Annotated in this window: 14 protein-coding genes; 5 read left to right on the top strand and 9 right to left on the bottom strand. The window is 63.3% G+C overall.

Annotated features, from left to right (window positions below; genetic code table 11):
- From BLX41_RS36540 to BLX41_RS28595, 6 genes are all read right to left on the bottom strand, one after another.
- Positions 1-1,260 (bottom strand): glucose PTS transporter subunit IIA (locus BLX41_RS36540; protein WP_259745290.1); only part of this gene is annotated, 1,260 nt, incomplete at its 3' end.
- A gap of 26 nt (positions 1,261-1,286) precedes the next feature.
- Positions 1,287-2,309 (bottom strand): SIS domain-containing protein, encoded by a 1,023-nt coding sequence (locus tag BLX41_RS28575; protein ID WP_123727589.1) that lies wholly within the window; start codon positions 2,307-2,309, stop codon positions 1,287-1,289.
- On the bottom strand, positions 2,290-3,396 hold the full coding sequence (nagA, locus tag BLX41_RS28580; RefSeq protein WP_123727590.1) for an N-acetylglucosamine-6-phosphate deacetylase: 1,107 nt from the start codon (positions 3,394-3,396) through the stop codon (positions 2,290-2,292). Before nagA ends, BLX41_RS28575 begins: the two co-directional genes overlap by 20 nt.
- Before the next feature lie 29 nt (positions 3,397-3,425).
- On the bottom strand, positions 3,426-4,157 hold the full coding sequence (locus BLX41_RS28585) for a GntR family transcriptional regulator (RefSeq protein ID WP_102861287.1): 732 nt from the start codon (positions 4,155-4,157) through the stop codon (positions 3,426-3,428).
- A gap of 274 nt (positions 4,158-4,431) precedes the next feature.
- On the bottom strand, positions 4,432-4,935 hold the full coding sequence (locus BLX41_RS28590; protein ID WP_123727591.1) for a L,D-transpeptidase family protein: 504 nt from the start codon (positions 4,933-4,935) through the stop codon (positions 4,432-4,434).
- Positions 4,936-4,984: 49 nt separating this feature from the next.
- Positions 4,985-5,536: an NUDIX hydrolase gene (locus BLX41_RS28595; RefSeq protein ID WP_123727592.1), complete on the bottom strand. Its 552-nt coding sequence runs from the start codon at positions 5,534-5,536 to the stop codon at positions 4,985-4,987.
- A gap of 135 nt (positions 5,537-5,671) precedes the next feature.
- Between BLX41_RS28595 and BLX41_RS28600 the strand changes: the two genes are divergently transcribed.
- The 5 genes from BLX41_RS28600 to purT all read left to right on the top strand — a co-directional run bounded on the left by BLX41_RS28600 (position 5,672) and on the right by purT (position 8,943).
- The gene (locus tag BLX41_RS28600; RefSeq protein WP_123727593.1) at positions 5,672-6,271 is read left to right on the top strand and encodes a CoA pyrophosphatase; all 600 of its coding nucleotides are present in this window, start codon (positions 5,672-5,674) and stop codon (positions 6,269-6,271) included.
- A 56-nt stretch (positions 6,272-6,327) separates the two neighbouring features.
- A complete protein-coding gene (locus BLX41_RS28605; RefSeq protein WP_123727594.1) occupies positions 6,328-6,849 on the top strand; it encodes a gamma carbonic anhydrase family protein in 522 nt (173 codons plus the stop codon).
- Positions 6,849-7,064: a DUF1289 domain-containing protein gene (locus BLX41_RS28610; RefSeq protein WP_123727595.1), complete on the top strand. Its 216-nt coding sequence runs from the start codon at positions 6,849-6,851 to the stop codon at positions 7,062-7,064. Before BLX41_RS28605 ends, BLX41_RS28610 begins: the two co-directional genes overlap by 1 nt.
- 130 nt (positions 7,065-7,194) lie before the next feature.
- Entirely contained in the window at positions 7,195-7,662 is a 468-nt protein-coding gene (locus BLX41_RS28615; RefSeq protein WP_123727596.1) for a VUT family protein, read from the top strand.
- A 99-nt stretch (positions 7,663-7,761) separates the two neighbouring features.
- Complete coding sequence (gene purT, locus BLX41_RS28620) at positions 7,762-8,943, top strand: formate-dependent phosphoribosylglycinamide formyltransferase (RefSeq protein WP_123727597.1); 1,182 nt, start codon at positions 7,762-7,764, stop codon at positions 8,941-8,943.
- 77 nt (positions 8,944-9,020) lie between these two features.
- Here the strand turns inward: purT and BLX41_RS28625 are convergent, their stop codons facing one another.
- The 3 genes from BLX41_RS28625 to BLX41_RS28635 form a co-directional block, all read right to left on the bottom strand.
- On the bottom strand, positions 9,021-10,337 hold the full coding sequence (locus BLX41_RS28625; protein ID WP_123727598.1) for an MFS transporter: 1,317 nt from the start codon (positions 10,335-10,337) through the stop codon (positions 9,021-9,023).
- Between the two features lie 304 nt (positions 10,338-10,641).
- On the bottom strand, positions 10,642-11,871 hold the full coding sequence (locus BLX41_RS28630) for an HlyC/CorC family transporter (protein ID WP_123727599.1): 1,230 nt from the start codon (positions 11,869-11,871) through the stop codon (positions 10,642-10,644).
- 9 nt (positions 11,872-11,880) lie between these two features.
- Positions 11,881-12,693 (bottom strand): cytochrome C assembly family protein, encoded by an 813-nt coding sequence (locus tag BLX41_RS28635; RefSeq protein ID WP_123727600.1) that lies wholly within the window; start codon positions 12,691-12,693, stop codon positions 11,881-11,883.
- Between the last annotated feature and the right edge of the window lie 80 nt (positions 12,694-12,773).

Raw genomic sequence — 12,773 nt, forward strand, 5'->3', positions numbered from 1 at the left:
CCAGGCCTCCCCCAGCAGGGCACGCAGTACGCGTTGCTGCAGGTCCCGCAGGTCGTTGGCGCGCTCGGCCAGCAGTGTGCTGCCCAGTTGCTGGAGGATTTGGCATTGCTCGGCGATCGCCGCGCTCCAGGCATGGGTAGCGGCGCGGCCCTGGGCAATGGCGGCTTCGGCGGCGTCCAGCAGGGTCGGGTCGTCGAGCAGGGCCAGGTGGGCGCTGAAAATATCCTGTTCCTGCGGGTCGCGGCGTTGCCGCGCCTGCTCCAGTGTGTGGCGGATTTCCCCGCGTACCTGGTCCAGGGCGGCGTTCAATGCTTGCCGTTGGGGCTCGGGCGGATGCTGACCGTGATCTTCTGCCAGGACCATGGCGTTGAGCCGCACCAGTGGCCCGCTCACCAGGCCTGGCGCGGCGCAGACGCCCGGCAGCACGCCGTCTTCCACGGGGCGTTGGACGATTGGGACCGGGGCCGGGATTTCGCCATGGGCATCTGCGGCCATCGCGGTACCGAGGGTCTGCAGCATCGCCTGCAAGGCGTCCTGGCAATCGGCGCCCAGGCAATTGACCAGCACTTCATCCTGTTCACCGATGCCCAGGCTCATCAGGGCGATCAGGCTGGTGCAGGGGGCGCTCTTGTCCTTGAAGGTCAACTGCGAATGGCTGTTGAAACTCAGGGCGGTCTGGCGCACCAAGGCGGCGGGGCGAGCGTGCAGGCCGCCGCGATGGGCGACCTTGATCCGGGCGCTGGCCTGCTGTTCGGATTGCTCCTGCGCCAGCGGCTGGGGGGCAGTGTTGGCGCGTCGGCTGATGTGCAGCAACGGCTCGCCGACCTGGACTGCCGACAGGGTCAGCGGGCGCAGGTCGAAACCCTCGCCATTGGTCAGGATCAGCAGGCTGATCAGGCTCCGGCAATGCTGTGCCACGTAGTCCAGGTCGACCCGCAACAAGGGCTGGCCAGCACGCACTTGCTGGCCTTCCTTCACCAGCGGGGCAAAACCTTCGCCTTGCAGTTCGACGGTGTCCAGGCCCAGGTGCAGCAGCAGTTCGGCACCGTTGGCGGCGCGCAGGGTGATCGCGTGGCCAGTGCGCGCCACCTGGATCACCTGGCCCGCGCAGGGCGCGTGCAGGGTGTCGTTGAGCGGGTCGATGGCAATCCCGTCGCCCATGGCGCCGCTGGCGAATACCGGGTCGGGCACGTTGCGCAGTGCTAGTACTGGCCCGCTTAACGGGGCACTGAGTGTCAGTTCGTTATTGTTGTTGTGCATGGCGCAGTACTCGTTGGCGATGGGGCTTAGTGAGTGCGGGTCACTTTGCTCAAGTGGCGCGGTTGGTCGGGGTCCATGCTGCGGGCCTCGGCGAGGCCGGCTGCCATGACGTAGAAACTCTGGATCGCCAGGATCGGGTCGAGTGCCGGATGTTCGGCCCGGCTCAGGGTCAAGTCGCGTTCGCTGATGTCGTCGGGAGCTGCCAGCAGCACCTTGGCGCCGCGTTGGCGCATGTCCGCCGCCAGGCTCAGCAGGCCGCCCTGTTCAGCGCCGCGAGGGGCGAACACCAGCAACGGATAATCCTGGTCGATCAGCGCCATCGGCCCGTGGCGGACTTCGGCGCTGCTGAAGGCTTCAGCCTGGATCGCCGAGGTTTCCTTGAGCTTGAGCGCCGCTTCCTGAGCAATGGCGAAGCCGGCCCCGCGACCGATCACCATCAGCCGCTGGCAATCGCGCAGTGCGTTGACCGCCAAGCTCCAGTCCTGAGTCGCGGCCTGCTGCAGGCCTTCGGCCAGGGCCAGGCCGGCTTCCAGCAGGTGGTTGTCCTCGTTCCAGTGAGCGATCAGACGGGCGCTGGCGCTGAGGGTGGCGATAAAGCTCTTGGTCGCGGCCACACTCTGCTCGGCACCGGCATACAGCGGCAGGGAGAATTCGCTGGCGGCTTCCAGGGGGCTGTTCTGCGCATTGACCATGGCCACGCTCAAGGCACCGCGCTTGCGCAGCAGACGCACGCTGTTCACCAGATCCGGGCTCTGCCCCGACTGCGAGAAGGCAAACACCGCCTGGCCGCTGACCCTCAGGGGCGCCTGTTGCATGGTCACCACCGACATCGGCAGCGAGGCCACCGGGATGCCCACCTGTTGCATGGTCAGGTAGGCGAAGTAGCTGGCGGCATGGTCGGAGCTGCCCCGGGCGACGGTCATTGCCACTTGTGGCGGCTGGCGACGCAGGCGGCCGGCGACTTCGATCAGCGGCGCATCCAGGTGCTGCAGTTGGCTGCTCACGGCAGCGTGCGAGGACAGGGCCTCTTCAAGCATTTTTGAAGTCAATGTCTTCTCCTTCGACCATGACGGCGGTCAGTGTGAGTGCGCGGTCCAGGCGCACGCTGTCGGCCCAGCTGCCAGGTTGCAGGCGGCCGCGTTCAGGGATGCCGAGGTAGTCGGCGGGAAATTGCGACAGGCGCTGGGAGGCTTCCGCCAGGGGCAGGCCGATCTTCACCAGATTGCGCAGGGCCTGGTCCATGGTCAGAGTGCTGCCGGCCAGGGTGCCGTCCGGCAGGCGCACGCCCCCCAGGCACTTGGTCACGGTGTGGCTGCCCAGCTTGTATTCGCCGTCGGGCATGCCGGCGGCCGCAGTGGAGTCGGTGACGCAGTACAGACAGGGGATCGAGCGCAGGGCCACGCGCATGGCGCCGGGGTGAACGTGCAGCAGGTCGGGGATCAGTTCGGCGTACTGGGCGTGGGCCAGGGCGGCGCCGACGATCCCCGGCTCGCGGTGATGCAGCGGGCTCATGGCGTTGTACAGGTGAGTGAAACTGGTGGCGCCGGCGGCGAGGGCGGCTACGCCTTCCTCGTAGCTGCCCAGGGTGTGGCCGATCTGCATGCGTACGCCGCGAGCGCTGAGGGCACGGATCAGGGCGTCGTGGCCGGCGATTTCCGGGGCGATGGTGATCACCCGGATGGGCGCCAGTTGCAGGTACTTCTCCACTTCCGCCATGAGCGCGGTGTGGGCGAAGTTGGGTTGTGCACCGAGCTTGCCGGGGTTGATGTAGGGGCCTTCCAGGTGCACGCCAAGGACCCGGGCACAGCCCTGGGGGCGCTGCTCGGCGTAGGTCCCAAGCTCAGCCAGAACCTGGCTGATTTCCTCGCTGGGGGCGGTCATGGTGGTGGCCAGCAGTGAGGTGGTGCCGAACCGCACATGGGTACGGGTGATGGTCTCGAAGGCTGTGTGGCCTTGCATGATGTCCTTGCCGCCACCGCCGTGTACGTGCAGGTCGATGAAGCCCGGCAGCAGGTAGGGCAGGTCGTTGTCCGCCGGATCGCAAGGGCTGCCTTCGATGGCGCTGACCTTGCCGTCCCGATGAATCAGACGGCCACGGACCCAGCCTTGGGGCGTGAGGATATTGTCTTCGGACATGGGCGTTTCTCTGGCTCCAGGGGGCGGATTCAGCGTCGCAGTTCAGCGACGAAGTCGTAGTAGTCGTTGCGGCAGTAGGTGTCGGTGACTTCAATCGGTGTGTTGTCTTCCAGGTAGCCGACCCGGGTCATCAGCAGCATCGCGGTGCCGGGGGCGATGCCCACCAGGGCGGCGAATTCGTCCGACGCGTTGATCGCCTGGATGTGCTGCAGGGCCCGGACCACGGGACGGCCGATGCTGTCGAGGTACTCGTAGAGCGAGTCGCCGACGGCCTCGGGCTGGGCAATGATGCTGGCCGGCAAGGTACTCATCTCGATCGCCATGACCGCATCGTCGGCCTTACGCAGGCGCTTGAGGCGCGCCACCTTGTCGTTGGGCGACAGGCCGAGGCGGATCAACTCTTCGTGGGTTGGCGGGGTCAGTGTGCGTTCCAGCCATTGCGAGCCGGGTACGAAGCCTTTCAGGCGCAGCATTTCGCTGAACCCGGAAAGGCGCGACAGCGGTTGCTCGAGGCGCGGGGTAATGAAAGTGCCCGAGCCTTGGCTGCGACGGATCAGCCCCCGTTCGAAGAGGACTTCCAGAGCCTTGCGCGCAGTCACCCGGGAGATACCCAGCAGTTCGCTGAGGTTGCGTTCCGAAGGCAGTGCCTGTTCGGCTTTCCATTGGCCGGAGTGAATCGCGGCTTCCAGGTTGCGAGCCAATTGCAGGTACAGCGGGGTCGGCTGAGTGTCGTCGGGACGCAGGGTCAGGAGGTGGTTCATCTGTAGGTTTTCCGATGCGGTTATTAGGTTGTTGTCGCCCGGTAATGCCGAAAAACTAATACCACTTAAATACCATGTCAACGCCACTGATCGGGTGTTGGCGCCGTAAATAGGGCACTTTCGGGGTGCTTGAGAGGATAAAGGATTGAAGTGGTATTAGGCAGGTCTGGCGGCGATGGCCAAAACCTCAGGCGCAGACCCGTAGCGGATCGCCAAGTGGTATGCGCGCCCTCGGGGTGCGGCGGGGAGGAAAATATTTTTTGTGCAGGAGGGATTAAGGGCGGATTTCGATCATGGTGCCGTCTTTGACCAGGCCCCAGACTTCGCGCATGTCGATATTGCGCATGGCGATGCAGCCGTCGGTCCAGTCGAGGGTGTGGAAGTACTGCTCGGGAAACTCTTCGGTGTCTGGAGTGCCATGGATCATGATCATGCCACCGGGGTTGACTCCTTCACGGCGCGAGCGCGCGGAATCGGTGATGTTCGGGTAGGAGATGTGCATGGCCAGGTTGTAGCGATCGCTGGTCTTGCGCCAGTCGAGCCAATAGAGGCCTTCCGGGGTGCGTTTATCACCTTCCATGAGCTTGGGACCCTTGGGTTTCTTGCCCAGGGAAATCCGGTAGGTTTTCAGTGGTTTGCCGCCATTGATCAATTGCAGTTGATGGGCGGACTTGAGCACCAGGACCTTTTCGATGACCTTGCCGTCCAGGGTTTCCACCGTGGAGGCCTGAGACAGAGCAACGAAGGAACAGCACAGCAGGGCAAGCATCCAGCGCATTGACACGATATCCCCAGGCGCGCACAGGTTCCGTGCACGTTTTTATTGTTTAACTGATGGCAGGCTGAGAGAGCGGCGGAATGGATTCGGAGCGCACGGCAAATGCCTGTGTCCGCCGGTCAGCGAAGAAGCATTCTAAGGTACGGCCGACGGTGCGGAAAGCCAGCTCGGACCAAGGGATATCGGCTTCGTCGAACAACTGCACTTCCAGGCTTTCGGGACCGGCGGCGAAGTCCAGGTCGGCGAGTTCTGCGCGAAAGAACACGTGCACCTGGCTGATGTGCGGCACGTCGATCAGGGTGTAGATATTCAGGTTGCGTACCCGGGCGCAGGCTTCCTCGTAGGTTTCGCGGACGGCCGCCTGTTCCACGGTCTCGCCGTTCTCCATGAAGCCCGCCGGCAGGGTCCAGTAGCCCAGGCGCGGCTCGATGGCGCGACGGCAGAGCAATACCTTGCCCTCCCAGGTGGCCAGGCAACCGGCGACGATATTGGGGTTCTGGTAGTGAATGGTCTGGCAGTGATCGCAGACGAAACGCAGTCGCGAGTCGCCTTCGGGAATGCGCTGGGTCACCGGGTTGCCGCACTGGCTGCAAAATTTCATGTGGGGTATCCGAAAAGGCTGGGGCTATCTTGGCGCGCCGCCCGGTTGTCGGCAAGTTGTCGTTACAGGTGCGGGGGTTGGGCCTCCGATTGGATTGGTGCATGATGCACGGTAGCCAACAGATCGAGATGCCTCATGCTGGACGAGCTACTTCATCGGGTAAGCCATTACACGCCAAGAACGCTGGAGACCGACCGACGTTTTCCCGAAGCTGCGGTGCTGGTGCCCATCACCCGCAGCGCTGAACCGGAACTGGTGCTGACCCTGCGCGCCAGCGGGCTTTCGACCCATGGTGGTGAAGTGGCCTTTCCCGGGGGGCGGCGCGATCCGGAAGACCCGGACCTGATCTTCACCGCGCTGCGGGAGGCCGAAGAAGAGATCGGCCTGCCGCCGGGATTGGTGGAAGTCATCGGCCCCTTGAGTCCGTTGATTTCCCTGCACGGGATCAAGGTCACGCCCTATGTCGGGGTGATTCCCGACTATGTCGAATACCAGGCCAATGATGCCGAGATCGCCGCCGTTTTCAGCGTCCCCCTGGAGTTCTTTCGCCAGGACCCCCGTGAACATACCCATCGCATCGACTATCAGGGGCGCAGCTGGTACGTCCCCAGCTACCGCTTCGGCGAGTACAAGATATGGGGCCTGACCGCGATCATGGTCGTCGAATTGGTCAACCTGCTGTACGACGCCAAGATCAGCCTGCATCACCCGCCGAAAACCTTTATCGATACCTGAAGCCATCGCCTCGCATGGCATAAACCCGCGGCTGCCTGAGCCATGAGGACAATAAGATGAAATACCGCCTGGGCGATGCCCGAGTCGACACCCATCCACAGAGCTGGGTGGCCCCGAACGCCACGCTGGTGGGCAAGGTCAAGCTGGAGGAGGGGGCCAGCGTGTGGTTCAACGCTGTGCTGCGTGGCGACAACGAATTGATCCTGATCGGCAAGCACAGCAACGTCCAGGACGGCGCGGTGATGCATACCGACATGGGGTTTCCGCTGACTCTGGGTACCGGCGTGACCATTGGTCATAACGCCATGCTGCATGGCTGCACCGTGGGCGACTACAGCCTGATCGGCATCAACGCGGTGATTCTCAATGGCGCGAAGATCGGCAAGAACTGCATCATCGGCGCCAACTCGCTGATCGGCGAAGGCAAGGAAATACCTGACGGTTCGCTGGTCATGGGCTCGCCGGGCAAAGTGGTGCGCGAACTGACCGAACCACAAAAGAAAATGCTCGAAGCGAGCGCCGCCCACTACGTTCATAATGCTCAACGTTATGCCCGAGACCTGGTTGAGCAAGAATAATGACAGTCCCTGAAAGACCCGTTGCCTCGCCTTGCGTGAGTATCTGCGCCCTGGACGAGCAGGACATCTGTACCGGTTGCCAGCGCACCGTTGATGAAATCACCCGCTGGAGCCGTATGGACAACACCGAGCGCCGTGCGGTCCTGGCCCTGTGCCATGAACGGGCCAAGTCCAGCGGACTGTTATGGATGATTGGCTCCAGCTCGGCGAGCTGATCCTGCCTTGTCGCCGGCAAGCCGGCTCCTACAGCCTGGGTGTAGGTGGCTTGCCGGCGAAAGGGTTTCTTGGCCCAAACCCGTGTCTGCAGTAACCTGTGCACCTTCCTGACAGGTACTTTTTGCCCTCATGCTCTTCCTGATCACCTATATCAGCAGTGTCGTGCTGATTAACTATGCCTTTTCCGTTGCCCCGCACCTGGACATCATCTGGTCGGCCTGGGGCGGGCTGGTCTTCGTCCTGCGCGACATGGTGCAGACTCGCTTTGGCCACGGCGCCATCATCGCCATGCTGGCGGCCCTGGTGCTGTCCTACGTGACCTCCGACCCCACCATCGCCCTGGCCAGTGCCACTGCCTTTGCCGTTTCGGAATGCATCGACTGGCTGGTGTTCAGCATCACCAAGCGTCCCCTGCATGATCGCCTGTGGATCAGCTCGGCCCTGAGCATTCCCCTGGATACCTTCATCTTCTTCGGCATGATCGATGCCTTGACCCCGGGGGTGATCCTCACCGCCCTGGGTTCGAAATTCGCCGGGGTCACCGTGGTCTGGCTGGCCATGGCCTGGCGTTTGCGCAAAGCGGCGTGCGCCAGCTGAGCCAAAGGCTGCGGTTCATGTAAAATGCCGCGCTCTTTCCCCATGGGTCGCCCGCCTGGCGCTCGGCCCTCGATGATCCGCTCCCTTGAGGACTTTCAGATGACTCGTATCGGAACTCCATTGTCGCCAACCGCGACCCGCGTCTTGCTTTGTGGCTGTGGTGAGTTGGGCAAGGAAGTGGTGATCGAGCTGCAACGCCTGGGTGTCGAGGTGATTGCCGTGGACCGCTATGCCAATGCGCCGGCGATGCAGGTGGCCCATCGCAGCCACGTGATCAACATGCTAGACGGTGCGGCCCTGCGGGCGGTGATCGAGGCCGAGAAGCCGCACTTTATCGTTCCGGAAATCGAAGCCATCGCCACCGCGACCCTGGTGGAATTGGAGGCGGAAGGCTTCACCGTAATCCCCACCGCCCGGGCGACTTCGTTGACCATGAACCGTGAAGGCATTCGTCGTCTGGCGGCTGAAGAGCTGGATCTGCCGACCTCGCCTTACCACTTCGCCGATACCTTCGAAGACTATCGCCAGGCCGTGCAAGACCTGGGTTTCCCTTGCGTGGTCAAGCCGGTCATGAGCTCTTCGGGCAAGGGCCAGAGCCTGCTGCGCGGTGTCGATGACGTACAGAAAGCCTGGGACTACGCCCAGGAAGGCGGGCGTGCCGGCAAAGGGCGGGTGATCATCGAGGGCTTTATCGACTTCGATTACGAAATCACTCTGCTGACCGTGCGCCACGTTGGCGGCACCACCTTCTGTGCCCCTGTCGGCCATCGTCAGGAAAAGGGCGACTACCAGGAATCCTGGCAGCCCCAGGCCATGAGCCCGAAAGCTCTGGCCGAGTCTGAGCGTGTGGCCAAGGCGGTGACCGAAGCCTTGGGCGGCCGTGGTCTGTTCGGCGTGGAGCTGTTCATCAAGGGTGATCAGGTGTGGTTCAGTGAAGTGTCGCCGCGTCCCCATGACACCGGCCTGGTGACCCTGATTTCCCAGGATCTGTCGCAGTTCGCCCTGCATGCGCGGGCGATCCTCGGCTTGCCGATTCCGCTGATCCGCCAGTTCGGGCCATCGGCTTCGGCGGTGATTCTGGTGGAAGGCAAATCCACTCAGACCGCCTTCGCCAACCTCGGCGCCGCCTTGAGCGAACCGGACACCGCGCTGCGCCTGTTTGGCAAGCCTGAGGTTAACGGCCAGCGTCGCATGGGCGTAGCCCTGGCCCGTGATGAGTCGATCGAAGCCGCCCGGGCCAAGGCGACCCGTGCTGCGCAAGCGGTAGTGGTCGAGCTCTGAGAAGCATCGCGAGCGAGCTCGCTCCTACAAGGTCCGGATTGAACCTGTAGGAGCGAGCTCGCTCGCGAAGCGGCCGCTCAGGCAACCCGATTCAGATCGTTATTGCGCGTTTCCTTCAAGCACAGCACCGCGATCAAACTCAGGATCGCCGCCCCCGAAACATAGCCTCCCACCCAGCTCAACCCGCCCATCGCCACCAGTTTCTGGGCGAAGAAGGGTGCCGCCGAAGCACCGACAATGCCCCCCAGGTTATAAGCCGCCGAAGCGCCGGTATAACGCACGTGGGTCGGAAACAGTTCTGGCAGCAGTGCGCCCATCGGGGCGAAGGTCACCCCCATCAGGAACAGCTCGATGCACAGGAACAGCGCCACGCCGGCGGTGGAGCCTTGAGTCAGCAAAGGTTCCATGGCGAAGCCGGAAAGAATGGCCAGCACGGCACCGACAATCAGCACCGGTTTGCGCCCGAAACGGTCGCTGGCCCAGGCCGACAGTGGAGTGGCCGCGGCCATGAACAGCACTGCGAAACACAGTAGGCCAAGGAAGGTTTCCCGGCTGTAGCCCAGGGTCGAGACGCCGTAGCTCAGGGAAAACACCGTGGAGATGTAGAACAGGGCGTAGCACACCACCATCGAAGCAGCGCCCAGCAGCACTGGCAGCCAGTACTGGCTGAAGAGCTCCACCAGCGGCATTTTCACCCGTTCCTGACGCGCCACGGCGTTGGCGAACACCGGGGTTTCGTGCAGCTTCAGGCGCACGTACAGGCCCACCATCACCAGGGCCGCGCTGAGCAGGAACGGAATGCGCCAGCCCCAGGAGCGGAACTGCTCGTCATCCAGACCCATGGCCAGGGCCAGGAACAGGCCGTTGGCGGCGAGAAAGCCGATGGAAGGACCCAGTTGCGGGAACATGCCGAACCAGGCGCGCTTGCCTTCCGGAGCGTTCTCGGTGGCCAGCAAGGCTGCACCGCCCCATTCGCCACCCAGCCCCAGCCCCTGGCCGAAGCGCAGTACGCAGAGCAGGATCGGCGCCCAGGCGCCGATGCTGGCATAACCCGGTAGCACGCCGATCAGGGTGGTGCACACCCCCATCAGCAGAAGGGAGGCGACCAGGGTCGATTTGCGTCCGATCCGGTCGCCAAAGTGGCCGAACAACGCCGAACCCAGGGGGCGGGCGAGGAAGGCGATGCCAAAGGTCAGAAAGGCCGAGAGCATCTGGGCGGTGCCGGAAGTCTGGGGGAAGAATACCGGGCCGATCACCAGCGCGGCGGCGGTGGCGTAGACGTAGAAGTCGTAGAACTCGATGGCGGTGCCAATAAAGCTGGCAGTGGCCACCCGGGTTGTGGAGTTGCTCGGTTGAGCAGGCGAGCAAGTGCTGTAGGCGGTGTCGGTCGTCATGCGGATATCCCTGACAGTCTGTGCTCCATTGGAGCGAATTATTATGGTCGAGCACCCAGGGATGTGGGTTTGGCGCGGTCGTCACTCGGGATGAGAGTGGCGTCGTACAGATGGGCTGGTTATCTGCAGGGGCTCGCGGGGTGCGGGTAGCACGCGAGGCTGCGGGGGCTTGGGTAAGCGGTTCAATTATAGAAAGGCGGCTAACGATTCAACAAGGGGCTGCATAGCCGCTGTCGGGCCTGGAGAAGGGGCACCGCTTGTCGAGAGCGCCCTGCGTGGGCATACGCAAGGCGCTTTGTGCGACTCAGGCGAGAGCGGGGACGCTGCTGGTGTGCCAGATCAGCACACGGCTGACACGGTTTTCCTCGGTTTCGAGGATCTCCAGGCGGTAGCGGCCGATCTTCAGGCACACGGCGCTGTCGGGGATGGTCTCGAGTGCTTCGGTGACCAGGCCGTTGAGGGTCTTGGGGCCGTCGCTGGGCAGGTGCCAGCCCAGGCTCTTGTTCAGTTCACGGATCGAGGCGGCGCCTTCCACCACATAGCGACCGTCCGCCTGGGGGTGGATGTGGGGGTTGTCCAGGCTGTGCTCGCTTTCGAACTCGCCGACGATTTCTTCGAGGATGTCTTCCAGGGTGACGATGCCCAATACCTCACCGTATTCATCCACCACCATGCCCAGGCGCCGTTGCTGCTTGTGGAAATTGAGCAGTTGCAGCTGCAAAGGGGTGCTTTCGGGGACGAAGTAGGGCTCGTGGCAGGCTGCCAGCAGGGCTTCTTTGGTCAGGCTGGCGTCGGGCAGCAGGTGGCGGATCTGCCGGGTATTGAGTACCGCCTCCACCTGGTTGATATCGCTGTGGAACACCGGCAGGCGCGTGCGTTTGTTCAGGCGCAACTGGGCGATGATCTCGTCGATCGAGTCGTCCAGGTTGATGCCGTCGACTTCGCTGCGAGGCACCAGGATGTCATTGACCGTGATGTTGTCCAGGGCATGGATGCCGGACAGCGGGTGATGCTCCTGGGGGGCGGGTTCTTCATCCTGCAGTGCCGGGTCGTCGTCGCTGTGTTTGACCGCGCCGGTCTTGGCGGCGAAAGGGCGCAACAGCAGTTGGCCGATGGCCTGGAGCAGCCAGGCCAGGGGATAGACGATCTTCATGGGAATGGCGAGCAGGCTGTTGCCAAAGCTCAGGGTGCTTTCCGGGTAGCGCTGTGCCAGGGTGCGGGGCAGGTATTCGGCCAGCACCAGCAAGCCGCAGGTGCTGATCAGGCAGGCCAGCCAGGGGCCGTTTTCCGCCCAGTAGAACAGTGCCACCAAGGTGCTGATAATCACTGCCAGGACTCGGCACAGGGTGTTGCACAGGATCAGGCTTTCCTTGGGAAAGGCCAGCTGCGTCGTCGGCTTGTCTCCTGAGCGCGAGCCGTTGCGTTGGGTCAGCAGGTGCTGTTGGGCGGCATCGATGGCCGTGAACAGGCCTGACCAGACGATGAGCAGGGCGATTACCGCAAGCATGGGCCCGGAGGGCAGGGAGTCGGTCATGGCCGGTCGTCAGATGTGCAGGATGTATTCACGAACCAGCTTACTGCCGAAATACGCCAGCATCAGCAGGCAGAAACCTGCCAGGGTCCAGCGAATCGCCTTGTGTCCGCGCCAGCCCAGACGGTTGCGGCCCCACAGCAGCACGCTGAACACCACCCAGGCCAGGCAGGCCAGCAGGGTCTTGTGCACCAGGTGCTGGGCGAACAGGTTCTCGACGAACAGCCAGCCGGAGATCAGCGACAGCGAGAGCAGGGTCCAGCCGGCCCAGAGAAAGCCGAACAGCAGGCTTTCCATGGTTTGCAGGGGCGGGAAGTTCCTGATCAGCCCGGAGGGGTGCTTGTTTTTCAGCTGATGGTCCTGCACCAGCAGTAACAGGGACTGGAACACCGCGATGGTGAACATGCCGTAGGCCAGGATCGACAGCAGGATATGGGCGAGAATCCCTGGTTCCTCATCGATCACAGGCACGGTGCCGGTAGGCACGAACTGCGCCAGTAGCGCGGTCAGGGCGCCGAGGGGGAACAGCAGTACCAGCAGGTTTTCCACGGGAATCCGCCAGCAGGCCAGTAGGGTCAGGGCGATGACCGCTGCGGCGATCAGGCTGGCGGCACTGAAGAAGTCCAGGCCCAGGCCGACCGGGGTCAGCAAATGGGTCAGCAGGCTGATGCCGTGGGCGAGCAGGGCCAGGATGCCCAGCATAACCAGCAGGCGCTTGTTTGCCTTGGCGCCTGTGGCCAGGCGAGAGCCTTGATAGAAGGTCGCAGCGGCATAAAGGACGGCGGCGGCGAGGGTGGGTAGCAAACTGGGTGACAAGGGGAGCATAAATCCTGTTAGGCAAGCCCGAAAGTCGCTGAGTTTGGCATAGAACCCAGAGCCCTGAAAGACCACACAAGCCGACGGCG

It is taken from the genome of Pseudomonas protegens (genome assembly GCF_003732485.1).
Classification (GTDB): domain Bacteria; phylum Pseudomonadota; class Gammaproteobacteria; order Pseudomonadales; family Pseudomonadaceae; genus Aquipseudomonas; species Aquipseudomonas protegens_B.

What these genes read in the sequence shown, in the direction of transcription:
- BLX41_RS28625 (WP_123727598.1), bottom strand. Translation starts at nt 10,337, where the DNA reads ATGACGACCGACACCGCCTACAGCACTTGCTCGCCTGCTCAACCGAGC.
- BLX41_RS28600 (WP_123727593.1), top strand. Translation starts at nt 5,672, where the DNA reads ATGCTGGACGAGCTACTTCATCGGGTAAGCCATTACACGCCAAGAACG.
- nagA (WP_123727590.1), bottom strand. Translation starts at nt 3,396, where the DNA reads ATGTCCGAAGACAATATCCTCACGCCCCAAGGCTGGGTCCGTGGCCGT.
- BLX41_RS28615 (WP_123727596.1), top strand. Translation starts at nt 7,195, where the DNA reads ATGCTCTTCCTGATCACCTATATCAGCAGTGTCGTGCTGATTAACTAT.
- BLX41_RS28630 (WP_123727599.1), bottom strand. Translation starts at nt 11,871, where the DNA reads ATGACCGACTCCCTGCCCTCCGGGCCCATGCTTGCGGTAATCGCCCTG.
- BLX41_RS28610 (WP_123727595.1), top strand. Translation starts at nt 6,849, where the DNA reads ATGACAGTCCCTGAAAGACCCGTTGCCTCGCCTTGCGTGAGTATCTGC.
- BLX41_RS28585 (WP_102861287.1), bottom strand. Translation starts at nt 4,157, where the DNA reads ATGAACCACCTCCTGACCCTGCGTCCCGACGACACTCAGCCGACCCCG.
- BLX41_RS28635 (WP_123727600.1), bottom strand. Translation starts at nt 12,693, where the DNA reads ATGCTCCCCTTGTCACCCAGTTTGCTACCCACCCTCGCCGCCGCCGTC.
- BLX41_RS28590 (WP_123727591.1), bottom strand. Translation starts at nt 4,935, where the DNA reads ATGCGCTGGATGCTTGCCCTGCTGTGCTGTTCCTTCGTTGCTCTGTCT.
- purT (WP_123727597.1), top strand. Translation starts at nt 7,762, where the DNA reads ATGACTCGTATCGGAACTCCATTGTCGCCAACCGCGACCCGCGTCTTG.
- BLX41_RS28595 (WP_123727592.1), bottom strand. Translation starts at nt 5,536, where the DNA reads ATGAAATTTTGCAGCCAGTGCGGCAACCCGGTGACCCAGCGCATTCCC.
- BLX41_RS28605 (WP_123727594.1), top strand. Translation starts at nt 6,328, where the DNA reads ATGAAATACCGCCTGGGCGATGCCCGAGTCGACACCCATCCACAGAGC.